20 protein-coding genes and 1 other RNA gene are annotated in these 24,492 nt (G+C 61.4%); 12 read left to right on the top strand and 9 right to left on the bottom strand.

Translation table 11 applies throughout. From position 1 onward, the window contains the following. Nucleotides 1–414: 414 nt before the first annotated feature. The 12 genes from ccoN to NWV16_RS09880 all read left to right on the top strand — a co-directional run bounded on the left by ccoN (nucleotide 415) and on the right by NWV16_RS09880 (nucleotide 12,352). Nucleotides 415–1,857: a cytochrome-c oxidase, cbb3-type subunit I gene (gene ccoN, locus NWV16_RS09935; RefSeq protein ID WP_065259704.1), complete on the top strand. Its 1,443-nt coding sequence runs from the start codon at nucleotides 415–417 to the stop codon at nucleotides 1,855–1,857. After that, nucleotides 1,857–2,465, top strand: coding sequence for a cytochrome-c oxidase, cbb3-type subunit II (gene ccoO, locus NWV16_RS09930; protein ID WP_057396232.1), 609 nt, complete (start codon nucleotides 1,857–1,859; stop codon nucleotides 2,463–2,465). Before ccoN ends, ccoO begins: the two co-directional genes overlap by 1 nt. Nucleotides 2,466–2,470: 5 nt before the next feature. Next, nucleotides 2,471–2,656, top strand: coding sequence for a CcoQ/FixQ family Cbb3-type cytochrome c oxidase assembly chaperone (locus tag NWV16_RS09925; protein ID WP_003175465.1), 186 nt, complete (start codon nucleotides 2,471–2,473; stop codon nucleotides 2,654–2,656). Next, complete coding sequence (ccoP, locus tag NWV16_RS09920) at nucleotides 2,653–3,636, top strand: cytochrome-c oxidase, cbb3-type subunit III (RefSeq protein ID WP_065259705.1); 984 nt, start codon at nucleotides 2,653–2,655, stop codon at nucleotides 3,634–3,636. The genes NWV16_RS09925 and ccoP overlap by 4 nt, the downstream gene beginning before the upstream one ends. A 365-nt stretch (nucleotides 3,637–4,001) precedes the next feature. After that, nucleotides 4,002–5,417, top strand: coding sequence for a cytochrome c oxidase accessory protein CcoG (ccoG, locus tag NWV16_RS09915; protein WP_065259707.1), 1,416 nt, complete (start codon nucleotides 4,002–4,004; stop codon nucleotides 5,415–5,417). A gap of 11 nt (nucleotides 5,418–5,428) precedes the next feature. Further along, nucleotides 5,429–5,968, top strand: coding sequence for a FixH family protein (locus tag NWV16_RS09910; protein ID WP_260522871.1), 540 nt, complete (start codon nucleotides 5,429–5,431; stop codon nucleotides 5,966–5,968). A 12-nt stretch (nucleotides 5,969–5,980) separates the two neighbouring features. Continuing rightward, nucleotides 5,981–8,431 (top strand): heavy metal translocating P-type ATPase, encoded by a 2,451-nt coding sequence (locus tag NWV16_RS09905; RefSeq protein WP_260522870.1) that lies wholly within the window; start codon nucleotides 5,981–5,983, stop codon nucleotides 8,429–8,431. Nucleotides 8,432–8,453: 22 nt separating this feature from the next. Continuing rightward, the gene (gene ccoS, locus NWV16_RS09900) at nucleotides 8,454–8,666 is read left to right on the top strand and encodes a cbb3-type cytochrome oxidase assembly protein CcoS (RefSeq protein ID WP_065259710.1); all 213 of its coding nucleotides are present in this window, start codon (nucleotides 8,454–8,456) and stop codon (nucleotides 8,664–8,666) included. Continuing rightward, nucleotides 8,659–9,342 carry a sulfite exporter TauE/SafE family protein gene (locus NWV16_RS09895; RefSeq protein ID WP_260522869.1) on the top strand — a complete coding sequence of 228 codons (684 nt, stop codon included), beginning with the start codon at nucleotides 8,659–8,661 and terminating at the stop codon, nucleotides 9,340–9,342. Before ccoS ends, NWV16_RS09895 begins: the two co-directional genes overlap by 8 nt. Nucleotides 9,343–9,427: 85 nt before the next feature. Continuing rightward, entirely contained in the window at nucleotides 9,428–10,810 is a 1,383-nt protein-coding gene (gene hemN / locus NWV16_RS09890) for an oxygen-independent coproporphyrinogen III oxidase (RefSeq protein ID WP_260522868.1), read from the top strand. 180 nt (nucleotides 10,811–10,990) lie between these two features. Further along, the gene (gene fnr / locus NWV16_RS09885; protein WP_260522867.1) at nucleotides 10,991–11,725 is read left to right on the top strand and encodes a fumarate/nitrate reduction transcriptional regulator Fnr; all 735 of its coding nucleotides are present in this window, start codon (nucleotides 10,991–10,993) and stop codon (nucleotides 11,723–11,725) included. 78 nt (nucleotides 11,726–11,803) lie between these two features. Then, complete coding sequence (locus NWV16_RS09880; RefSeq protein WP_065259713.1) at nucleotides 11,804–12,352, top strand: adenine phosphoribosyltransferase; 549 nt, start codon at nucleotides 11,804–11,806, stop codon at nucleotides 12,350–12,352. 127 nt (nucleotides 12,353–12,479) lie between these two features. Here NWV16_RS09880 and NWV16_RS09875 read toward each other — a convergent pair whose 3' ends face one another. The 9 genes from NWV16_RS09875 to zipA all read right to left on the bottom strand — a co-directional run bounded on the left by NWV16_RS09875 (nucleotide 12,480) and on the right by zipA (nucleotide 24,307). Continuing rightward, the gene (locus NWV16_RS09875; RefSeq protein ID WP_260522866.1) at nucleotides 12,480–13,628 is read right to left on the bottom strand and encodes an acyl-CoA dehydrogenase family protein; all 1,149 of its coding nucleotides are present in this window, start codon (nucleotides 13,626–13,628) and stop codon (nucleotides 12,480–12,482) included. 71 nt (nucleotides 13,629–13,699) lie between these two features. Beyond that, the gene (gene recR / locus NWV16_RS09870; RefSeq protein ID WP_260522865.1) at nucleotides 13,700–14,302 is read right to left on the bottom strand and encodes a recombination mediator RecR; all 603 of its coding nucleotides are present in this window, start codon (nucleotides 14,300–14,302) and stop codon (nucleotides 13,700–13,702) included. Nucleotides 14,303–14,498: 196 nt separating this feature from the next. Further along, nucleotides 14,499–14,837 (bottom strand): YbaB/EbfC family nucleoid-associated protein, encoded by a 339-nt coding sequence (locus tag NWV16_RS09865; RefSeq protein WP_007951650.1) that lies wholly within the window; start codon nucleotides 14,835–14,837, stop codon nucleotides 14,499–14,501. Nucleotides 14,838–14,904: 67 nt separating this feature from the next. Then, nucleotides 14,905–16,998: a DNA polymerase III subunit gamma/tau gene (dnaX, locus tag NWV16_RS09860; protein ID WP_260522864.1), complete on the bottom strand. Its 2,094-nt coding sequence runs from the start codon at nucleotides 16,996–16,998 to the stop codon at nucleotides 14,905–14,907. A 256-nt stretch (nucleotides 16,999–17,254) separates the two neighbouring features. Beyond that, entirely contained in the window at nucleotides 17,255–19,210 is a 1,956-nt protein-coding gene (locus NWV16_RS09855; RefSeq protein WP_260522863.1) for a hypothetical protein, read from the bottom strand. Between the two features lie 245 nt (nucleotides 19,211–19,455). Further along, nucleotides 19,456–19,552, bottom strand: an RNA gene (gene ffs, locus NWV16_RS09850) — signal recognition particle sRNA small type. A gap of 111 nt (nucleotides 19,553–19,663) precedes the next feature. Next, on the bottom strand, nucleotides 19,664–20,830 hold the full coding sequence (locus NWV16_RS09845) for a putative zinc-binding metallopeptidase (protein ID WP_260522862.1): 1,167 nt from the start codon (nucleotides 20,828–20,830) through the stop codon (nucleotides 19,664–19,666). Between the two features lie 166 nt (nucleotides 20,831–20,996). Further along, nucleotides 20,997–23,354, bottom strand: a complete 2,358-nt coding sequence (ligA, locus tag NWV16_RS09840) for an NAD-dependent DNA ligase LigA (protein ID WP_260522861.1) — start codon at nucleotides 23,352–23,354, stop codon at nucleotides 20,997–20,999. A gap of 86 nt (nucleotides 23,355–23,440) precedes the next feature. Further along, complete coding sequence (gene zipA, locus NWV16_RS09835) at nucleotides 23,441–24,307, bottom strand: cell division protein ZipA (protein ID WP_260522860.1); 867 nt, start codon at nucleotides 24,305–24,307, stop codon at nucleotides 23,441–23,443. Nucleotides 24,308–24,492 lie beyond the last annotated feature (185 nt).

Here is a 24,492-nt window from a genome sequence, read left to right as displayed (position 1 = left end):
GCACCCCCTCTTCCCCTCTCCTTTCGGTTCCCCGGATTCGGGTCTACGCTTGCTCGATGCGGACTGGCCCGTGCCGGTTCCACGTTGACCCTGAACGAGGCGTTGAACGAATCGGCTGACTGACATGGCCGCAAAGGCCGGTAGATACCGGCTGTCGCGCCGATGACCGTCCGTCACCCGGACCTGGCGTTCCAACATACCCCGTTTCGGCCGACCGGGACCCCTCGCTTTTTTTGTCCGCCGGGAGATTTTTTCCGAGGGCAATTTTGTCCTTACGCGGCGCATGGAAAGGCCGCAGAATCAGCGTTGGAAAGCATTGACCCAGGTCATGGCGCGTTGCATTGACCCCCTGCTTTCTACATACTTGCGACCGATTTTAATCCTAATAAAACACCCAAACCGTGGAACCTTAGAATGAGCACAGCAATCAGTCCGACTGCTTATAACTATAAGGTAGTCCGCCAGTTCGCCATCATGACGGTGGTCTGGGGGATCCTTGGCATGGGGCTCGGTGTCTTCATCGCCTCGCAACTGGTCTGGCCGGAGTTGAACTTCGGTCTGCCTTGGACGAGCTTTGGACGCCTGCGCCCGTTGCACACAAACCTGGTGATTTTCGCCTTCGGTGGTTGTGCACTGTTCGCCACTTCCTACTATGTCGTGCAGCGAACCTGCCAGACGCGACTGATTTCCGACAGCCTCGCGGCCTTCACCTTCTGGGGCTGGCAAGCCGTGATCGTCGGCGCGCTGATTACCTTGCCGCTGGGTTACACCACCACCAAGGAATACGCGGAACTGGAATGGCCCCTCGCCATTCTGCTGGCCATTGTCTGGGTCACCTACGGTCTGGTGTTCTTCGGCACCATCACCAAGCGCAAGACCAAACACATCTACGTGGGTAACTGGTTCTACGGCGCGTTCATCGTCGTGACGGCGATGCTGCACATCGTCAACCACGCGTCCCTGCCGGTGAGCTTCTTCAAGTCCTACTCCGCCTACTCGGGCGCGACCGACGCGATGATCCAGTGGTGGTACGGCCACAACGCCGTGGGCTTCTTCCTGACCACCGGTTTCCTGGGGATGATGTACTACTTCGTGCCGAAACAGGCCGAACGTCCGATCTACTCCTATCGTCTGTCGATCGTGCACTTCTGGGCACTGATCACCCTGTACATCTGGGCCGGTCCGCACCACCTGCACTACACCGCGCTGCCGGATTGGGCACAATCGCTGGGCATGGCCATGTCGATCATCCTGCTGGCGCCAAGCTGGGGCGGCATGATCAACGGCATGATGACCCTGTCGGGTGCCTGGCATAAGCTGCGCACCGACCCGATCCTGCGTTTCCTCGTGGTCTCGCTGGCGTTCTACGGCATGTCGACCTTCGAAGGTCCGATGATGGCGATCAAGACCGTCAACTCGCTCTCGCACTACACCGACTGGACCATCGGCCACGTACACGCCGGCGCGCTCGGCTGGGTGGCCATGATCTCGATCGGCGCGATCTACCACATGATCCCGAAACTGTTCGGCCGCGCGCAGATGCACAGCGTCGGTCTGATCAACGCGCACTTCTGGCTCGCGACCATCGGTACCGTGCTGTACATCGCTTCGATGTGGGTCAACGGCATCACTCAAGGCCTGATGTGGCGTGCAATCAACGACGACGGCACCCTCACCTACTCGTTCGTCGAAGCGCTGCAGGCCAGCCATCCTGGCTACATCGTCCGTGCCCTGGGCGGTGCGTTCTTCGCCAGCGGCATGCTGTTGATGGCCTACAACGTGTGGCGCACCGTTCGCGCCTCGGACCCGGCTGAAGCTGAAGCCGCCGCCAAGATCGCCGTAGTTGGAGCTCACTGATGAAGCATGAAGCTGTCGAGAAGAACATCGGCCTGCTGGCCTTCTTCATGGTCATCGCCGTCAGCGTCGGTGGCCTGACCCAAATCGTTCCGCTGTTTTTCCAGGACGTCACCAACAAGCCGGTCGAAGGCATGAAGCCGCGCACCGCCCTTGAACTGGAAGGCCGCGACGTTTACATCGCCAACGGCTGTGTCGGCTGCCACTCGCAGATGATCCGCCCGTTCCGTGCCGAAACCGAACGCTACGGCCACTACTCGGTCGCCGGTGAAAGCGTGTGGGATCACCCGTTCCTGTGGGGTTCCAAGCGTACCGGCCCGGACCTGGCCCGTGTCGGCGGTCGTTACTCCGATGACTGGCAGCGTGCGCACTTGTACAACCCGCGCAACGTCGTGCCTGAATCGAAAATGCCGGCTTACCCGTTCCTCGTGGAAAACAAGCTCGACGGCAAAGACACGGCCAGGAAAATGGAAGTGTTGCGCACGCTCGGCGTCCCTTACACCGACGAAGACATTGCCGGTGCAAAAGATGCTGTGAAGGGTAAAACCGAAATGGACGCGCTGGTGGCCTATCTGCAAGGCCTGGGCACCATCATCAAAAGCAAACGGTGATTCTGATGGATATCGGGATGATTCGAGGCCTGGGCACCGTTGTCGTGATGGTTGCCTTCATCGGCCTGGCGTTGTGGGTGTTCAGCCCCAAGCGCAAGTCGGAGTTTGAAGACGCGACCTTACTGCCTTTCGCGGATGATCCCGAAGCCATCAAGCACGTCGAGCAAGCTTCTAGGAGTAACAAAGAATGACTACATTCTGGAGTCTGTACGTCACAGTCCTCAGTCTCGGTACGATCTTTTCCCTGACCTGGCTGTTGCTGTCGACCCGCAAGGGTCAGCGCGCCGAGCAGACCGACGAGACGGTCGGCCACTCCTTCGACGGGATCGAGGAGTACGACAACCCGCTGCCGAAATGGTGGTTCATGCTGTTCGTGGGCACCATCGTCTTCGCCCTGGGTTATCTGGTGCTGTACCCGGGCCTGGGCAGCTGGAAAGGTCTGCTGCCGGGCTACAACTACCTCGATAACGAAAAGCAGACCCCGTTCGCCAACGGCCAGACCGGCTGGACCGGCGTTCACGAGTGGGAAAAGGAAATGGCTCGCTCCGACGCCAAGTTCGGTCCGATCTTCGCCAAATTCGCAGCCATGCCGATCGAAGAAGTGGCCAAGGATCCGCAAGCCCTGAAGATGGGCGGTCGTCTGTTCGCATCCAACTGCTCGGTCTGCCACGGTTCCGACGCCAAGGGCGCCTACGGCTTCCCTAACCTGACCGACGCCGACTGGCGCTGGGGTGGCGAACCGGAAACCATCAAGACCACCATCATGGGCGGACGTCACGCGGTGATGCCGGCCTGGGCCGAAGTGATCGGCGAGCAAGGCGTGGCGGACGTGGCGGCATTCGTGCTGACCAACCTCGATGGCCGCAAGCTGCCGGAAGGCACCAAGGCCGATCCGGCCAACGGCCAGAAACTGTTCGCCGCCAACTGCGTGGCCTGCCACGGTCCGGAAGGCAAAGGCACGCCCGCAATGGGCGCCCCGAACCTGACCCACCCGGCGGCGTTCATCTACGGTTCGAGCTTCGCGCAGCTGCAGCAGACCATCCGTTACGGCCGTCAGGGCCAGATGCCTGCCCAGGAACAACTGCAAGGCAACGACAAGGTTCACCTGCTGGCGGCCTACGTCTACAGCCTGTCCCATGGTGAAAAAGCACCAGAGGCCGAGGCTCAGTAAGGGCCAGCGCTTGAAGCAAGAAAGGCCCCGCCAATGAACATTGGCGGGGCCTTTTGCATTCCGGCTCCTTAATGATTTGCGACAAGTGCCCGATGGACAGCCTCAGAGGCGGAAAGCTGACTTGACGTCGGCACGCGCCGGGACAGCCGTTCGCCAAAGCAGGATCAGGGATCGTCTATAGTCAATTGATCTGCATCATGCTTTGTTGCATTCGCTACACCATTCAGGATCTTTCCCCAACGCGACCAAAGGTCGCACCCGTTCGTCGACATCACAGGCGTATCATTGCGCCATCGCAACACCCTTTCTGACCCCGACCGGCACGTATCGGCCGAGGCATTTTTCCACTGCCGTGGGATGCAATGATGAGTAATCAGATTCCGGTACACGACGTCACGCCCCCCAACAAGAACGCGAACAACAGCGTCGATCTCTACGCCTCTCGAGAAAAAATCTACACCCGTGCCTTCACCGGCCTGTTCCGCAATCTGCGGATGATGGGCGGTACCGTGCTGTTCCTGTTGTATTTCGGAACGGTCTGGCTGAACTGGGGTGGCCATCAGGCCGTGTGGTGGAACCTGCCGGAACGCAAGTTCTTCATTTTCGGCGCCACCTTCTGGCCACAGGATTTCATTCTGCTCTCCGGCCTGCTGATCATTGCCGCGTTCGGCCTGTTCTTCATCACGGTGTATGCCGGCCGGGTCTGGTGCGGGTACACCTGCCCGCAAAGCGTATGGACGTGGATTTTCATGTGGTGCGAAAAGGTCACCGAAGGCGACCGCAACCAACGCATCAAGCTCGACAAGGCGCCGATGAGCGCCAACAAGTTCCTGCGCAAATTCGCCAAGCACGCCCTGTGGCTGCTGATCGGTTTCGTCACCGGCATGACCTTCGTCGGCTATTTCTCGCCGATCCGTGAACTGGTCATCGACTTCTTCACAGGGCAGGCCGATGGCTGGTCGTATTTCTGGGTCGGGTTCTTCACCCTCGCCACCTACGGCAACGCCGGCTGGCTGCGTGAGCAGGTGTGCATTTACATGTGCCCGTATGCGCGCTTCCAGAGCGTGATGTTCGACAAGGACACGCTGATCGTTTCCTATGATCCGCGTCGCGGCGAAAGTCGTGGCCCGCGCAAGAAAGGCATCGATTACAAGGCTCAGGGCCTGGGCGATTGCATCGATTGCACCATGTGCGTCCAGGTCTGCCCGACCGGCATCGACATCCGCGACGGCCTGCAGATCGAATGCATCGGCTGCGCCGCGTGCATCGACGCCTGCGACAGCATCATGGACAAGATGGATTACCCGCGCGGCCTGATCAGCTACACCACCGAACACAACCTGTCCGGGCAGAAAACCCATAAACTGCGTCCGCGCCTGATCGGCTATGCCGTGGTGCTGCTGGCGATGATCAGCCTGCTGGTAACGGCCTTCTTCATGCGCTCGCTGGTGGGCTTCGACGTCAGCAAGGACCGCGTGCTGTATCGCGAGAACGCCGAAGGCCGGATCGAAAATGTCTACAGCCTGAAGATCATGAACAAGGATCAGCGCGACCACACCTATGTGCTGGAAGCCGCCGGCCTGCCGGATCTGCGCCTGCAGGGCAGACGCGAAATCAAGGTGCCGGCCGGGGAAATCTTCAGCATGCCGGTCGAACTGTCGAGCGCCCCCGAACAACTGCCGTCGAGCACCAACGAGGTGAAATTCATCCTCAAGGATGCCGATGACGACAGCGTCCACGTCGAAGCCAAGAGCCGGTTCATCGGCCCACAGAATCGTTGAGAGAACAGAACATGCCCGCCGCAAACGCCGCAAGCCCCTGGTACAAGCATCTCTGGCCATGGATCATCATCGGGATCCTGGCCTGCTCGGTGACCTTGACCCTGTCCATGGTGACCATCGCAGTGAATCACCCGGACAACCTGGTCAACGACAATTACTACGAGGCCGGCAAGGGCATCAATCGTTCGCTGGACCGTGAACTGCTGGCACAGACCCTGAAAATGCGTGCCAACGTACACCTGGACGACGTCACTGGCGAAGTCGACTTGCGCCTGAGCGGCGACAGCCAGCCAAAAACCCTGGAACTGAACCTGATTTCCCCGACCCAGCCGGACAAGGATCGCAAGATCGTCCTGACCCGCAGCGAAACCGAGCAGGGTCGTTACATTGGCCAGATGAACGACAAGGTCGAAGGCCGTCGTTTTGTTGAGTTGCTGGGTTCGCAGGGCGATCAGGTATGGCGCATGTTCGAGGAAGAAGTGGTCAGCCATGACAAGGATCTGCTGCTCGGTGACGAACCGCTGCAAGGCGCGGAAGACCTGGACAAGTAAGCAACCCTCCTGATGACCACCCCACTCCCCTGCTACCACTGCGCCCTGCCCGTTCCGACGGGCAGCCGCTTCACTGCTGTCGTGCTCGGGGAATCCCGCGAGTTCTGCTGCCCGGGCTGTCAGGCCGTGGCCGAAGCCATCGTCGCCGGCGGGCTCGAAAGCTACTACCAACACCGCAGCGAAGCCTCGGCCAACCCCGAGGCGCTGCCCGTGCAACTGGTGGATGAACTAGCGCTGTATGATCGCGCCGATGTGCAGCAACCCTTCGTCCGCCACGAAGGCGAACTGGCCGAAACCACACTGTTGATGGAAGGCATCAGTTGCGCCGCGTGTGGCTGGCTGATCGAGAAACACTTGCGCACCCTGCCCGCCGTGGCCGAGGCGCGATTGAATCTGTCCAACCATCGCCTGCACGTGCGCTGGGCCGATGCGCAACTGCCACTGAGCCAGATCCTCGGCGAACTGCGCCACATCGGCTACGCCGCACACCCGTATCAGGCCGACCGCGCCAGCGAACAACTGGCCAGCGAAAACCGTCTCGCCCTGCGCCAACTCGGCGTCGCCGGACTGCTGTGGTTCCAGGCGATGATGGCAACCATGGCGACCTGGCCGGAATTCAACATCGACCTCAGCCCCGAACTGCACACCATCCTGCGCTGGGTCGCGCTGTTCCTGACCACGCCGATTGTGTTCTACAGCTGCGCGCCGTTTTTCAAGGGCGCCATGCGTGACTTGCGCACCCGCCACTTGACCATGGACGTTTCCGTGTCGCTGGCCATCGGCGCGGCTTACGTCGCCGGCATCTGGACCTCGATCACCGGGAACGGCGAGCTGTATTTCGATGCAGTGGGCATGTTCGCGCTGTTCCTGCTGGCCGGGCGTTATCTGGAACGCCGCGCCCGGGAACGCACCGCCGCTGCCACTGCGCAACTGGTGAACCTGTTGCCCGCCTCTTGTTTGCGCCTGGACGACGCCGGCCAGAGTGAACGGATCCTGCTCAGCGAACTGCGCCTCGGTGACCGGGTGCTGGTGCAGCCCGGCTCGGTGCTGCCGGCGGACGGCAGAATTCTTGACGGCCAGTCGAGCATCGATGAATCCCTGCTGACCGGCGAATACCTGCCGCAGATGCGCACACCCGGCGACGCGGTCACCGCCGGCACGCTGAATGTGGAAGGCGCACTGACCGTCGAAGTGCAGGCACTGGGTCAGGACACGCGGCTGTCGGCCATCGTCCGTTTGCTGGATCGCGCTCAGGCAGAAAAACCACGTCTGGCGGAAATCGCCGACCGCGCCGCGCAATGGTTCCTGCTGCTGTCGTTGATTGCTGCCGCCGCGATCGGTCTGTTGTGGTGGGAACTGGATCCGTCGCGGGCCTTCTGGATCGTTCTGGCCATGCTGGTGGCGACCTGCCCTTGCGCATTGTCGCTTGCCACACCGACCGCACTCACCGCCGCCACGGGCACGTTGCACAAGCTGGGTCTGCTGCTGACACGCGGCCATGTGCTGGAAGGTCTGAATCAGATCGACACAGTGATTTTCGACAAGACCGGCACCCTCACCGAAGGGCGTCTGGTGCTGCGCTCGATTCGCCCCCTCGGTGACCTCGACAGCGACCGGTGCCTGAGCCTCGCCGCTGCGCTGGAAAACCGTTCGGAACATCCGATCGCCCGAGCCTTTGGCCGGGCGCCGCTGGCCGCCGAAGAGGTTCACAGCACACCGGGGCTGGGGCTTGAAGGCTTGGTCGGCGAACAGCGTCTGCGCATCGGGCAGGCGGATTTCGTCTGCGATCTCAGCGGCGCGCCTGTGCCGAAGATGCCCGACGAACCGGGCCAATGGTTGCTGCTGGGCGACACCCAAGGCCCGCTGGCATGGTTCGTCCTGGATGATCGCCTGCGTGCCGATGCCCCGGCCCTGCTCGCCGTGTGCAAGGCGCGCGGCTGGCATACGCTGCTGCTGTCGGGCGACAGTTCGCCGATGGTCGCCAGTGTCGCCGCCGAACTGGGCATCGACGAAACCCGGGGTGGCTTGCGCCCGGACGACAAACTGCAAGTGCTGCAACAACTGCACAAGGACGACCGCAAGGTATTGATGCTCGGCGACGGGGTCAACGACGTGCCGGTATTGGCAGCCGCCGACATCAGCGTGGCCATGGGCTCGGCCACCGATCTGGCGAAAACCAGTGCCGACGCAGTGCTGCTGTCCAACCGGCTCGACGCGCTGGTGCAAGCCTTCACGCTGGCCCGTCGCACCCGTCGGGTCATCATCGAAAACCTGTTGTGGGCCGCGCTGTACAATGGCCTCATGTTGCCGTTCGCCGCCCTCGGCTGGATCACTCCGGTGTGGGCCGCCGTCGGCATGTCGATCAGTTCGCTGACCGTGGTGCTCAACGCCCTGCGCCTGACTCGCCTGCCGAGCGCGCCGACCGTCAACGCCTCGTCAGAAACCCGCCCGCTGCCGGCCTGAGCCGCGCGGGCATGGAGTACAGATGCCAGCTCTCTACGTGATGATTCCGGCCGCATTGCTGATCGTGGCCATCGCCGTCTACATCTTCTTCTGGGCGGTGGACAGCGGCCAGTACGACGACCTCGACGGCCCGGCCCACAGCATTCTGTTCGACGACCAGGATCCGAAACACACCGCCGCCGTGGATGAAGCCAACCCGGCCAGACCGGACGACAAGGCGCCGCCCCATGCTTGAACTGGCGCCACTGCTGGTCTCTGCACTGATTCTCGGCCTGCTCGGTGGCGGTCATTGCCTGGGCATGTGCGGCGGCCTGATGGGCGCACTGACCCTGGCGATTCCCAAGGAGCAACGCAGCCGACGCTTTCGCTTGCTCCTGGCCTACAACCTTGGGCGGATTCTCAGTTATGCCACGGCCGGATTGCTGATCGGACTCGCGGGCTGGGCCGTGGCCAACAGCCCGGCAGCGCTGTTCATGCGGGTGCTCGCCGGGCTGCTGTTGATCGCCATGGGCTTGTACCTCGCTGGCTGGTGGAGCGGCCTGACCCGCATCGAAAGTCTGGGTCGCGGCCTGTGGCGCTACATTCAACCTGTCGCCAATCGCCTGTTGCCGGTGTCGAGCCTGCCCCGGGCCTTGCTGCTCGGGGCACTGTGGGGCTGGCTGCCGTGTGGGCTGGTTTACAGCACGCTGCTGTGGTCGGCCAGTCAGGGCAATGCGCTGGACAGTGCCTTGCTGATGCTCGCCTTCGGACTCGGCACCTCGCCGGTGCTGCTCGCGACAGGCCTGGCTGCCGAGCGGGTCACGGCGTTGTTGCGCAAACGCAGCGTACGCATGGCCGGTGGATTGCTGGTCATCCTGTTCGGTCTCTGGACCCTGCCAGGGCCGCATCAGCACTGGCTGATGGGCCACTGATCCAGGCTTGATGCAAATCAAGATGCCTCGTCGCGCCCTCCCCTAGACTCGCTCACACTGCCAGCCTATCCGGGGGAATGCCCGCATGCTCGACGCCATTCGTTGGGACACCGATTTGATCCGCCGCTACGACCTGGCGGGGCCGCGCTACACCTCGTACCCGACGGCCGTGCAATTCAACAGTCAGGTCGGCACGTTCGACCTGTTCCACGCCCTGCGCGACAGCCGCAAGGCCTTGCGCCCGCTGTCGCTGTACGTGCACGTGCCGTTCTGCGCGAACATCTGCTACTACTGCGCCTGCAACAAAGTCATCACCAAGGATCGCGGCCGTGCACTGCCCTACCTGCAACGGCTGGAGCAGGAAATCCAGTTGATCGCCTGCCACCTCGATCCGGCGCAGACAGTCGAACAACTGCACTTTGGTGGCGGTACCCCGACCTTTCTCAGCCACGATGAGTTGCGGCAACTGATGGCGCACCTGCGCAAGCATTTCAATCTGCTGGATGACGACTCCGGCGATTACGGCATCGAGATCGATCCACGCGAAGCCGACTGGTCGACCATGGGCCTGCTGCGGGAACTGGGTTTCAACCGGGTCAGCATTGGCCTGCAGGACCTCGACCCGGCGGTGCAACGGGCGGTCAATCGCCTGCAGAGCCTGGACGAAACCCGCGCGGTGATCGACGCGGCGCGCACCTTGCAGTTTCGCTCGATCAACATCGATCTGATCTACGGTCTGCCCAAGCAGACCCCGGACAACTTCGCCCGCACGGTCGAAGAAGTCATCAGCCTGCAACCGGACCGGCTCTCGGTGTTCAACTACGCGCACCTGCCGGAACGCTTCATGCCGCAGCGGCGGATCAACGGCAACGAACTGCCGAGCCCGGCACAGAAACTGGAAATGCTGCAACGCACGATCGAGCAACTGACTGCCGCCGGCTACCGCTACATCGGCATGGATCACTTCGCCCTGCCCGACGATGAACTGGCGATTGCCCAGGAAGAATCGACCCTGCAACGCAACTTCCAGGGCTACACCACCCACGGGCATTGCGACCTGATCGGCCTCGGCGTGTCGGCCATCAGCCAGATCGGCGATCTGTACTGCCAGAACAGCAGCGACCTCAATCACTACCAGAACACCCTCGCCGGCGCGCAACTGGCCACCAGCCGTGGCCTGGTGTGCAACGCCGACGACCGCTTGCGCCGCGCAGTGATTCAACAACTGATCTGCAATTTCAGCCTGGATTTCGCCGAGATCGAGCGCACATTCAATATCGACTTTCAAGGCTATTTCGGCGCGCTCTGGCCGCAGCTGCAAGGCATGGCAAAGGACGGGCTGATCGAGCTGGATCGCGAACGGATCAACGTGCTGCCGGCCGGTCGCCTGTTGGTGCGTTCGGTGTGCATGGTGTTCGATGCGTATCTGGAACAGCAGAACCGTCAGCGTTTTTCCCGGGTGATCTGAACCGTCGTCAATTGCGTGCACACCATGAAGTCGTTTCCTTGCGGGTCAACCCTTGCAACAGGTCTGCGCTTTGCTCTGCGGCTTTTTGCCCGTGGGGCAATCTCGCCACAGGCTGGCCTGAATGTCCCCCCCTGGGTTACCCTTACGCCTTATGTGTGTTTTCCCACAAGGATTTAAGAAATGTCCGAGCCAGTCAAACTGCGCGCTCACAGCCAGGCTAATTGCAAGGATTGCAGCCTGGCCCCTCTCTGCCTGCCACTTTCGCTGAATCTGGAAGACATGGATGCGCTGGACGAAATCGTCAAACGTGGCCGCCCGCTGAAGAAGGGTGAGTTCCTGTTCCGCCAGGGCGACACCTTCGATTCCGTTTATGCAGTACGCTCCGGCGCCCTGAAGACCTTCAGCCTGAGCGATACCGGCGAAGAACAACTGACCGGCTTCCACCTGCCGAGCGAACTGGTCGGGCTGTCCGGCATGGACACCGAGAAACACCCGGTTTCCGCCCAGGCCCTGGAAACCACTTCGGTTTGCGAAATTCCGTTCGAACGCCTCGACGAACTGGCCCTGCAATTGCCGCAGTTGCGCCGTCAGCTGATGCGCGTGATGAGCCGCGAAATCCGCGACGACCAGCAAATGATGTTGCTGCTGTCGAAAAAGACCGCCGACGAGCGCATTGCCACCTTCCTGGTCAACCTGTCGGCCCGTTTCCGCGCTCGCGGGTTTTCGGCCAACCAGTTCCGTCTGAGCATGTCGCGCAATGAAATCGGCAATTATCTGGGACTGGCGGTGGAAACCGTGTCCCGGGTCTTCACCCGCTTCCAGCAGAACGAACTGATCGCCGCCGAGGGCAAGGAAATCCATATCCTCGACCCGATCCAGCTCTGCGCCCTGGCCGGCGGCTCGCTCGAGGTCTGATCTCGACCCGCGGCCGAGCGTATCGTTTCAGCCGCGGGTATACTGCGCCGTTTGCAGCCCTGCCAGGACACCTCGACGATGGTCTTCGACTCCTTCGACATCAAATCCCTGATCCGCCCTGTGATCGACTTCCCGAAACCGGGCGTGATCTTTCGCGACATCACCCCGCTGTTCCAGTCGCCCAAGGCCATGCGCCTGGTGATGGACAGCTTCGCCCACCGTTACGTGGAAGCCGACTTCACCCACATCGGCGCGATGGATGCGCGTGGTTTCCTGATCGGTTCGGTGCTGGCCTATCAGTTGAACAAGCCGCTGGTACTCTTCCGCAAGCAAGGCAAACTGCCGGCGGACGTGCTGGCTGAAGGTTACGCGACCGAGTACGGCGAAGCGTTCCTCGAAGCGCACGCCGACAGCCTGTGCGAAGGTGATTCGGTGGTGATGTTCGATGACCTGATCGCCACCGGCGGCACGCTGATCGCAGCGGCCAACCTGATCCGCCGCATGGGCGCCCGCGTTCATGAGGCGGCGGCGATCATCGATCTGCCGGAGCTGGGTGGTTCGCAGCGTCTTGAGGACATGGGAATCCCTACGTTCTGCCTGACGCAGTTTGCGTTGACTGACAAGTAAGCGGCGCCTGCCATTACGCCTTCGCGAGCAAGCCCACTCCCACATTCGACCGCATTCCCCTGATGGAACACGGTTGAATGTGGGAGCGGGCTTGCTCGCGAAGAGGCCGGCAGCCTCACTGCCACATCTAAAGCCCCATCTGTTTGCTGATGATCTCGTTCATCACTTCCCGCGTCCCGCCGCCAATCGACAAGATGCGGTTATCCCGATACAGCCGCTCCACCCGGCTTTCGCGCATGTAGCCCAGCCCCCCGAGAATCTGCACCGCCTCATGGGTGATGCGATCCGAGGTGTCCGTGGCGAAGTTCTTGGCCATGGAGATTTCCTTGATCACGCTTTGCCCCGCCGCCATCTTCGCCGCCTGCCGATAGGTGAACTCCCGCGAGACTTCCAGCGCGGTGGCCATTTCCGCAAGACGATGCTTGATCACCTGAAACTTGCCGATGGGTTTGCCGAACGCTTCACGCTCCCGCGCCCATTTCAGGCTTTCTTCCAGCGCCAGCTGAGCGGTCATGTTGGCCATCAACGCTAACGCCAGGCGTTCGCTCTGGAAGTTGCCCATGATGCAGGCAAAACCCATGTTCTCGGCACCGATGAGATTTCCCACAGGCACCCGGCAATCGTCGAAGAACAATTCAGCCGTGTCCGACGCCCACCAGCCCATTTTCTTCAACTGCCGGCCGACGGTGAAACCGGGCGTACCCTTCTCGATCAACAGCAGGCTGATGCCGCCAAATCCTGGCGCGCCGGTGCGCACCGCGACGGTGTAGTAATCGGCGCGCACGCCGCTGGTAATGAAGGTTTTGCTGCCGCTGACCCGGTAATGATCACCATCGCGTACAGCGCGAGTCTGCAGGTTGGCGACATCGGAACCGCCGCCCGGCTCGGTCACGGCCAGCGCGCTGATTTTCTCGCCACTGAGTACGAGAGGTACGACGCGATCGCGCACTTCGGGCCGGGCCCATTTGACGATGGGTGGCAAGCCGATATCCAGCGAACCTAGCCCGGCCACCACCCCGCCGGAGCCGCAACGCATGAGTTCTTCGCTGGCGGCGATCTTGGCGAACAGATCGCCTTCGTGACTGCCACCCAGCGCTTCCGGGTAACCAATGCCGAGGATGCCGGCCGCACCGGCCTTGAGGTACAGCTCACGGGGAAAGCTTTCAGCCTCTTCCCACGCATCGATGTCCGGCAGGATTTCACGCTCGACGAAACGTCTGACGCTGTCGCGGACCAATTGATGACTGGGGTCGAAATATTCCTGGAAGGCGGGCATCGGCGAACTCCATGGAAGGGTTCGCCGAACTTAACCGAGCGCTTGCTTGGTTTTCAACCAGATTGTGAGGCTCAGAGAGAAATCGGCTTGCGCCCGGCAAACGAGTGGGCCAGCGTGCCGCCGTCCACCAGTTCCAGCTCGCCGCCCAACGGCACGCCGTGTGCGATACGCGAGGCGATCAAACCTTTGTTATTGAGCAACTGTGCGATGTAATGCGCTGTCGCTTCCCCTTCCACGGTCGGGTTGGTAGCGAGGATGACTTCGGTGAAGGTACCCGCCTCTTCGATCCGCGCCATCAATTGCGGAATGCCGATGGCCTCCGGCCCGAGCCCGTCCAGCGGTGACAGATGGCCCTTGAGTACGAAGTAACGACCGCGAAACCCGGTCTGCTCGACCGCATAGACATCCATCGGCCCTTCCACCACGCACAGTAACGAGTCGTCACGGCGCGGATCGGCGCATTGCGGGCACAGTTCGTCCTCGGTCAACGTGCGGCACTGACGGCAGTGTCCGACCCCTTCCATGGCCTGTCCCAATGCCTGGGCCAGACGCGTGCCGCCACTGCGGTCACGTTCGAGCAACTGCAACGCCATGCGCTGGGCGGTTTTCTGACCCACACCTGGCAAAACTCGCAGGGCGTCGATCAGTTGGCGAATCAAAGGGCTGAAGCTCATGGGGAAAAGTCCGACAAAACAACGAGACGCGGTTTATACCCGCGCCTCCGGACAGCGTCAATGTCCGGTCCAGGGCACCCGCCACATCACAGGATCCGGGCCCGCTGGCGCTACGGTAAGGACTTGATTGCGAAACCAAAAATGCCAGGCGCGATGCCTGGCATTTTTTTTCACTCGTGCGCCGTGGGTAGACGAATCAGAACGGCAGTTTCATACCGGCCGGCAGGTTCATGCCAGCGGTCATGCTGCCCATTTTCGCCTGGCTGTTGGCTTCGATCTGACGCACGGCGGCGTTGACGGCGGCAGCCACCAGATCCTCGACCACTTCACGGTCGTCTTCGTCCAGGCCCGGCAGCACGCTCGGGTCGATGCTGACTTTTTTCACGTCATGACGGCCGGTCATCACCACGGTGACCAGATCGCCGCCGGCCTTGCCGGTGACTTCTGCGTTGGCCAGCTCTTCCTGCATCTTGGCCATTTTTTCCTGCATCTGCTGCGCCTGCTTCATCAGGCCGGCCATGCCACCTTTCATCATGGTAATCACCTCAAAAGTACTTGGATCAATACAGCGCCCGGCGACTTGCCCCGAGCGCCTTCAGTTATTAGCCCTGACTGGCCAGGGCGTCGACAGGTTCAATAGTATCGTGTCGCACGACCGCGCCGAACTCCTTCACCATCTGCTGGATGAACGGATCGCCGTGGATCGACTCCTCCGCCTCGCGCTGACGGTTGGCACGGCGCCGGGAGGCCGCCTGGGCCGGGGTTTCCTGCTCGGGCTTGATCAGCTCCATGCTCAGGTTCAGCGTGCGGCCGTGATACTGGTTCAAGGCATCGTTCAGACGACGTTGCTGAGTGGCGTTGAACAAGGCGCTGTGAGCCGGGTCCAGGTGCATCAGCCAGTTGTCGCCATCGACCGCGATCAGCGTGCAGTTGGCGGCGATGCTGCCGGTCATGCCGGAAATCGGCAGTTTCGGGAACAGTTCCAGCCATTGCAGGGCCAGACCGGTGGCCGGCGCAGCGGCGGGTTCCGGCTCGGGTTCGGGGGTCGGTTCTGCGGCGTGTTCGCTGGCCAGATCGTCAAGATAGCTGTAGGCAGAATCCATGTCCGGCTCGATGTAATCTTCATCGAGCGGCGGTTCGTCATCCATGTCCATGCCTGGCGTGGCGGCATCGACATCGGCCACCGACGGCTCGGGAATCGGCGCTGCGACCCACTCCGGGGCGTCAGGCACGACACTGTCCGGGGTCGGCAGCGGCATCGGCGGTAGATCCGGTTGCTCGGCGGTGGTCTCCAGTACAGGCTCCACGGCTGGCTGCTGCACGGTCGCCGGCACTACCGGATCGTTCCATGGCAGGTCGACGACTGCTTCTTCGACCGCCACCGGTCCGGGCTCTGGTTCCGGCTCCGGTTCATGAACGGCTTCAGGCACGATCACCGGGACAACCGGCGCCGGCTCGGGAGCAGGTGCTGGCGCAACCACAGGAGCCGGCGCAACAGCCGCAGCCACTACCGGCGCAGGCTTCGGCGCGGCAGCCACTGCATTTGCGGAATCAACTGTGGCCTGGCTGATCCCCACTGGCTTTAGCGATTGCCTCGGGGCATCCGCCGTATCCGCCGGCCGGAAAGCCAGCATCCGCAGCAGCACCATCTCGAAACCACCTCGCGGATCCGGCGCCAGCGGCAAGTCGCGGCGGCCGATCAGGCCCATCTGGTAGTAAAACTGCACGTCTTCGGCCGGCAACGCCTGCGCCAGTGCCAGCACCCGGTCTCGGTCGCCGTGGCCGTTGTCGACACCTTCCGGCAGCGCCTGGGCGATGGCGACGCGGTGCAGCACATTGAGCATTTCCGAGAGTACGCCGTTCCAGTCCGGGCCCTGTTCGGCCAAGTGACGCACGGCTTCGAGCAACGCCTTGGCGTCGCCTTCGATCAGCGCGTGCAGCACGTCATAGACCTGGCCGTGATCCAGCGTCCCGAGCATCGCCCGCACATCGGCAGCCAGCACCTTGCCTTCCCCGAAGGCAATGGCCTGGTCGGTGAGGCTCATGGCGTCTCGCATCGAGCCGTCCGCCGCGCGACCAAGCAGCCACAGGGCGTCGTCTTCGAACGGCACGTTTTCGGCACCGAGGACGTGGGTCAAGTGCTCGACCACACGCTCGGGCGTCATGTTCTTCAGGGAAAACTGCAGGCATCGCGACAAAATCGTTGCCGGAAGTTTCTGCGGATCGGTGGTCGCCAGGATGAACTTGACGTAGGGCGGTGGCTCTTCAAGGGTTTTCAGCAGCGCATTGAAGGAATGGCTGGAAAGCATGTGCACTTCGTCGATCAGGTAGACCTTGAAGCGTCCGCGGCTCGGGGCGTACTGCACGTTGTCGAGCAGCTCGCGGGTGTCCTCGACCTTGGTCCGGCTCGCGGCGTCGATCTCGATCAGGTCGACGAAGCGGCCTTCATCGATCTCGCGACACACCGAACACTCGCCGCACGGGCTTGAAGTGATACCTGTTTCACAGTTCAGGCATTTGGCAATGATCCGCGCAATCGTCGTCTTGCCGACGCCCCGCGTCCCGGTGAACAGGTAGGCGTGGTGCAGGCGCTGGCTGTCCAAGGCATTGATCAGAGCCTTGAGCACATGGGTCTGGCCGACCATTTCGCGGAACGAGCGCGGACGCCATTTACGTGCAAGAACCTGATAACTCATCGAAAACCGTCGCGGCAAAGGAAGCAGAAGCGGCTAATGCTAGCGGAGCAAGGGCAAAATTGCATCCGGTGCGCTGTTCTATTCTGGCCAAGCTGCATGGGCGAAGGCTTTTATCGGTTCGGGATCGGGAGCGACCGGAGCGTATAGGGACCAATCAGCCGGCGCCGACCCGGCCCTGCTGCCCCTCTTCGATGCCGACCAATTGTGGCGTGAGGGTTCGGGAAACGCCCCTTGACCGGCAAACGGCAACGAATGATCAGTGCCCCGCCGTATCGCGAAATTTCTGATATTCGTGATATTCGACCCAGGCGACCACATCGTACGGCACGTAAAGCTTCAGCCGGGCGCGGGAGATGGCGATGTAGACAGCGCAGATCCGCTGATCGAATTCGTAGGCATCCTTGAATTTCTCGTTGGTCAGCAGTCCCGGGGTCAACAGCACCTTGTCGAACTCCATGCCCCCCGCCTCTTCCGCGAGCATCAGCATGCAACCGTTGCCGGTGTTGTCGATCATTCGGTTCAAGCGTGTCAGGTCGGCAATCATGAAGCCGTTTTCCAGCCTCGCCTTGACCTGCAGAAACGACTCGTCGAACCGGTTGGCGTCGCACACGGCTTGCCAGTCGGGCAGGTCGCTGAAGTACGGATGCACGCTGTTTTCGCTGAATTCGGAGCGATAGAAGTCCGGTCTGAACAACTCGATAGCCGTGGCCATGAAATGCTTCAGATCATCCTGGGAGGGCTTGTCGGGGAATCTGAAGGTGCAGTTGGAATCGTGCAGGTGGATGGCCCAGCTCATGGTGTCCCACGGCGATGCCGTCAGCACCACGCAGCCCTCGGGCGGAACAAAGCCCTCCGGGTATTCCTTGATGACGACATCGGTATCACTGCCACCTTCGAAAGGAATCTTGCCCTTCTGCGAATGCCGGGCGATCAATGGGTTGACCAGCCGTTCGACGTTGCGACCCGAGCGCACGGAGTAGCTGATATCGCTCTGGCGAACCTCACGTTGACGTTTGACCAGCACGCCGCTGGCCTGCTGATATTCGTCGCCGAGGGTGATCAGCACCTGGCGGCCGCGTTCGATGATCTGCAGCAGCGACCCGGGAATATCCTGACTCTCGTCGATCAGCACATGCGTGTACCGCGCCGGCACCGCACAGCCGGCAATGCAGGCCCGCTTGATCATCAATAAAGCTTCGAACCCGGTCTGGCTGCCCCACGCCGGATTGAGCTCAAGGTAGCCCCACACACGGCTCGAATACTCCAGCAACACCTGAGCGTCCACGCTGGAGAGCGACTGGTTGAAATGCGGCAGATGTTTAGCGGAGAAGGTGTGATCGCGATAGCGGCAATAACGCTCGATCACCTTGAGGCAGAGTTCAAGAGTCGCCTGCCCGTCGTGGTGGCGAAAACCATAGATGTTCAGTTCCTGCGCCAGCGCCTGACGGCTCGGCATTCGAGTTCCCTCCGCCTGCGGCCTGCGACCGAGCGACAGCGACCGAGCAAAGGCCAGGAACGTCTGGCCGGCCTTTTTCTCGCCTGCTCCGCCCATGCGCTGACGAAGGATTTCAAGTTTCGCCGGGGTGCGTGCCAGCAACAGGGTCTTTTCCGGCCGCAGATGCTCAAGCAGGGCCACCAGCAAATGGCTCTTGCCGACGCCTGCATAGCCTTGAACGTGCAGGTCTTCGTCCAGGTTGGCGCGGAAGGTCCTGACCAGTTTGTCCTGCGCCGGACTCAGCCAGCGCTCGCGGTGCCTGGGTGTCACTAACGGCTGACTGAACGGATCATGGCTGCGATGGTGGCGGATCTTGTATTCAAAATCCCATTGACCATCAGGTAACAAGTAATCGCGTGCAGACACTTCCCGGGCAAGTAGCAAACGCAGATTCAATGATCTGAGGACCTTCAGGCCGAAATACAGTTTGCGCGGATCGAACAAACGCTGCGCTTCCGACAGCAAGCCGGCAGTCGTTGACTCACGGGCCTCGACGGCCCACGCCAGGAGTCTGGCCAGAACCTTCTCAGCCGCAATGGCACCGAAATCCTGCTCTTTCGTTTGCACTAGATTCTGGATGACCAGCACGGCCGCCAGTTCTGGATCGGTCAGGGCTTCGAGGGCTTTGGCGCCACTCGCCTGCAACAGGTTCGCGCAGGTTTCATCCGTAACGGGCAAGAACACGGGGCTGGATAAATCGGAATGTTCCGGGAGCATAAAACCTCACGACCTGGGCGCAGACCCGACAAGGTCCATCCGGGCCAGACTCTGCATTCATTTCGGTTAAGGCGAGTATGCGGGATTACCGGGGACATGATGACCCCGTGTCGCCCCCTTCGCGAGCAGGCTTGCTCCCACAGGGCGTGTTGCATTGAACGCCAAATCGCAGACATAAAAAAACCGCAGTGGGCAAAACCCATGCAGTTCGCTGTTGATTCGTTCGATGTTCGTCAAGGTGGCAACCCTACCAGCCACACCCCGGCACACAATGTCACCGCTGCGGCTGCTCCCTTCCAGGCCTGACCGGGTTCACGGCTGATCGTTGCGGGGGGACCGATAGGGTCACCATAACGACGCTCACCTGTCGGCGAGCCGCGCCATTGTACCTATCTGCGACGAAGTTACAACCGCTGGTTGCAGATTAAAAATATGAGGGGGCTCAAGTACTTGCTATTGCGCCTGCAGCACCTCGTCGGCGCGGCCGCCCGCCTGCTGGATCACCAGATGAATGAAGTGCAGCCTGGCGATCGCCGCCGGCGGCAGGACGAAGGGATAGAAATCCGGCTGGCCCATGCTGCGCGACAGCTCGTTGAGCATGCCGGCCAGTTCGATCCATGCGTTGACGAACGACAGGAATGCCGCTGCGCCGGGATGTTCGGGGTCATACAGCGTGCTCGACGGAAACGGCTGGTAATCGAGGTCCATCTCCCGGGTATTCATGCCGAAACCCAGGGCGGTGTCCACCGCATCCATCATGTGCAAGTAATGCGCCCAGGTTTCCGCCCAGTCTTCCCATGGGTGCATGCTGGCGTAGGCGCTGACGTAATGCTGCGACCAGTCCGCCGGCGCGCCCTGTTGATAATGCCGCTCCAGCGCTTCGGCATAACTGGCGCGCTCGTCGCCGAACAGGTTGCGGAACGCACCCAGCCATGGGCCGTTGGCGATCAACCGATCCCAATAGTAATGCCCGACCTCATGGCGAAAATGCCCGAGCAATGTGCGATAGGGTTCGTGCATCTGCGCCCGAACCTGCTCGCGGTGGGCGTCGTCGGCTTCGGCGATGTCGAGGGTGATCAATCCATTGGAGTGGCCGGTCATCGGCGCGTTGCCCTGCAGATCGACGCCGATGAAGTCGAACGCCAGGCCGGTCTCTTCGTCGACGGTTTTCGGGATGACCGGCAAGCCAAGGTTGATCAGTTGCGCCACCAGTCGCCGCTTGGCGATTTCCACCTTGCGCCAGCGTTCGGGGTTCTCAGGGACGGACAGGTCGGGAATGAAGCGATTCAAATTACAGGCAATACACAGCGTGTCGTGATCGTTGGCGGGCAGCAGCCAGTTGCAGGCCGCCGGGGTATCGAGGTTGGCACAGCGCCGGAACAGCCCGGCCCCGGGATCGACGTCCAGCGTCCAGGTGCCCTCGGACGGTCCCGATTGCAGCGACGTCAGCCGACTGTTTTCCGGTTGATAACCCAACGCTGCGTTGCAGGCCAGGCACTGGCTGTTGCGAAAGAACAGCGACTGACCGCAACGGCACGGCCAGATCTTGCTGTTGCGCGAGGATTCAGCCATGAACGGCGCGACGAGGCGTGAACTCAACTGCTCGAAAAAGCGGTGCATGAGGATCTCTCCCTGGGGCCTGCCGAGACTAGATCATTCACGAGACAACATCGTTCCATGGGGCAATACCCGCTCCGGATAATGCCGCGTTGTGGCGAGGGAGCTTGCTCCCGCTGAGCTGCGAAGCAGCTTCAAATCGACGGGAGCAAGCTCCCTCGCCACAGGATCAGACCGCCAGTCCGTGCCCTTTCAGGAACGCAATAAACGCCTCTTCATCCATGACCTTCACGCCCAGTTCATTGGCCTTGGTCAATTTCGAACCGGCGCCCGGCCCTGCCACCACACAGTGGGTCTTGGCCGACACCGAACCGGCAACCTTGGCACCGAGGCTTTCGAGGTGTTCCTTGGCAACGTCGCGGCTCATCAGCTCGACCTTGCCGGTCAGTACCCAGGTTTCGCCGGCCAGCGGCAGACCTTCGACGACTTTTTTCTCGCTCTGCCAGTGCATGCCGAAATCGCGCAACTGCTGTTCGGCAGACTCCGCCAGCTGACGATGCTCGGGCAAGGCGAAGAACTCCCGAACCGAGTTGGCCTGTTTTTCCGGCAATGCCTGACGCATGTCCAGCCAATCGGCGGTCATCACGCCTTCCAGCGTTTCGAACTTGTCAGCCAGCTTCTGCGCCCCACCCGGCCCGACCGAAGGGATGTGCAGCTTGTCGAGGAAGCCGCCCAGCGTGGTGCTCGCGGCGAATTCGGCACCCAGCTCGCCCTGATCCTGAATCTGCAGACCGTGGCCCAACAGTTCGGTGATCACCTGCTGGTTGTGCGCATCCTCAAAGAAGCTGTGGATCTCGTGAGCCACTTCCAGGCCGATGTCCGGCAGGTACGTCAGCACTTGCGGCAAGGCTTGCCGGACACGCTCCAGCGAACCCAGCGAACGCGCCAGCACCTTGGCGGTCTCCTCACCGACATCCGGGATGCCCAGCGCATAGATGAATCGCGCCAGACCCGGCTTCTTGCTGTCTTCAATGGCCGCCAGCAACTTGTTGCTCGACACCTCGGCAAAGCCTTCCAGGTCGACGATGTCTTCGAACTTCAACGCATAAAGATCCGCTGGCGAGCTGACCAGGCCTTCATCGACCAGTTGCTCGACGCTCTTGTCACCGAGGCCTTCGATGTCCATCGCCCGACGGGAGACGAAGTGAATGATCGCCTGCTTGAGCTGTGCACCGCAGGCCAGTCGGCCTACGCAGCGATACACCGCACCTTCGCTGATGGTTTCCTTGCCCTTGCTGCGCTTGACCAGTTGCGTGCGCTCGACGTGAGAGCCGCACACCGGGCAGCTTTCGGGGATCTGCACAGGTCGTGCGTCCTCGGGGCGGCGCTCGATGACCACTTGCACCACTTGCGGAATCACGTCGCCGGCGCGGCGAATGATCACCGTGTCGCCAATCATCAGGCCCAGTCGTGCGACTTCATCCATGTTGTGCAGCGTGGCGTTGGCCACGGTGACACCGGCAACCTTCACCGGTTTCAAACGTGCCACCGGGGTCACGGCGCCGGTACGGCCGACCTGGAATTCCACATCGAGCAACTCGGTGAGTTCTTCCATGGCCGGGAACTTGTGCGCGATCGCCCAGCGCGGCTCGCGTGCGCGAAAGCCCAGTTCGCGCTGGTCGGCAATGCTGTTGACCTTGAACACCACACCATCGATTTCATAAGCCAGCGCGTTACGGCGCTCACCGATATCGCGGTAGTAATCCAGACACTCGCCAATGCCTTTGGCCAGTTTCAACTCATGACTGATCGGCATCCCCCAGGCCTGCAGTTGCTTGAGGTTGCCGATGTGGGTATCGGCGATGTCGTGGGACACCTGGCCGATGCCGTAGCAACAGAACTCCAGCGGGCGGTTGGCGGTGATCTTCGAATCCAGCTGACGCAGGCTGCCTGCCGCGGCGTTACGGGGGTTGGCGAAGGTCTTGCCGCCGACTTCCAGTTGCGACGCATTGAGACGTTCGAAACCGGCCTTGGACATGAACACTTCGCCGCGCACTTCCAGCGTCGCCGGCCAGCCGCTGCCATGCAGCTTCAGCGGAATGTTGCGCACGGTGCGCACGTTGACGCTGATGTCTTCGCCGGTGGTGCCGTCGCCGCGCGTGGCGCCACGCACCAGCAGGCCGTCCTGATACAACAGACTGACCGCCAGGCCGTCGAGTTTCGGCTCGCAGCTGTATTCGACCGCCGCGCCACCACCGAACAGATCACCGGCCGGCAGATCCAGACCCTCGGTCACCCGGCGATCGAATTCGCGCATGTCGGTTTCTTCGAAGGCGTTGCCGAGGCTGAGCATCGGCACTTCGTGGCGCACCTGCGTGAACGCGGTCAGCGCCACGCTGCCGACGCGCTGGGTCGGCGAGTCGCTGGTGACCAATTCCGGATTGGCCGCTTCCAGCGCCTTGAGCTCGTGAAACAACCGATCGTACTCGGCATCCGGAATGCTCGGCTCATCGAGGACGTGGTAACGGTAGTTGTGCTGATCGAGTTCGGCACGCAGCTCTAGAATGCGGTCTTTGGCGGCAGTCATGGGTGTTCTCTCATAAAGCAAAAGAGCAGCCGAGGCTGCTCAATCTGTTTGCCGATTGCCTCTTTGTCGCGAGGCAACCTTTTCAATCAACGCTTCTGGGTCAGGGCGCGGCGTTCGAATTCGACGATGCGCTGACGGTAGTGTTCGATGGTTTGCGCGGTCAGGACGCTGCGCTGGTCATCTTTCAATTCGCCATTCAGTTCCTGGGACAGCTTGCGGGCTGCCGCCACCATCACGTCGAACGCTTGCTTCGGATGACGCGGGCCTGGCAGACCGAGGAAGAAGCTCACCGCCGGCGTGCTGAAGTGGTCGATGTCGTCCAGATCAAAGATGCCCGGCTTGACCGCGTTGGCCATGGAGAACAGCACTTCGCCGTTGCCGGCCATGCTTTCGTGACGGTGGAAGATGTCCATTTCGCCAAAACGCAGACCGCTTTCCAGAATGTTCTGCAACAGTGCCGGGCCTTTGAAGCCAGCCGGATCGCGGCAGATCACGCTGATCACCAGCACTTCTTCGGCCTGTGGCTGATCCTTGTCGGCAACGGCCGGCGACGATTTGGCGACAGGCTCGACGAAATCTTCGTCACGACTGCTGAAGCTCGGGCCGCCATCCAGGTCCAGATCAAGGTTCAAATCACCCTGGGCCGGACCGCCGCTGGAACGTTTGCTGCGCTTGGAGCCGGATTCGCGAGGCTCGCGCGGTTCGCGGGCCGGCATGCTCACCGATGGCAGGTCGTGTTCGTCCAGTTGTGGCTCTTTATGGGTATCCAGTACGCGGGCCGGGCCCAACAGCTCGGCGCTGGTGTCCTCGTCCGGCAGGTTGGACAGACTTCGGTCAAGACGGAATTTCAGTTTTCCCTTGCCGCCGCGCATACGGCGCCAGCCATCGAAAAGAATACCGGCTATCACAATGATGCCGATGACGATCAGCCACTCGCGCAGACCGATTTCCATGTAATCCCGTGCCTCTATGAAAAATGCTGAAAAATAAGGGGTTTACATTGTGCAAACCGCTTTAAAACGTGGCGCCAACTCTATGTTCTGACAGGCGTTTTGCCCACGTATACGAAAAATTGACATTAAACTAGCACGACCAAAGACAACTTTACACCGTCTGTCGAAATCGCCGCGCAAATTGT

The sequence above is a fragment of the Pseudomonas sp. BW7P1 genome (assembly GCF_024981055.1).
Lineage (GTDB): Bacteria > Pseudomonadota > Gammaproteobacteria > Pseudomonadales > Pseudomonadaceae > Aquipseudomonas > Aquipseudomonas bananamidigenes.
This window is presented reverse-complemented; position numbering and strand designations above follow the sequence as displayed.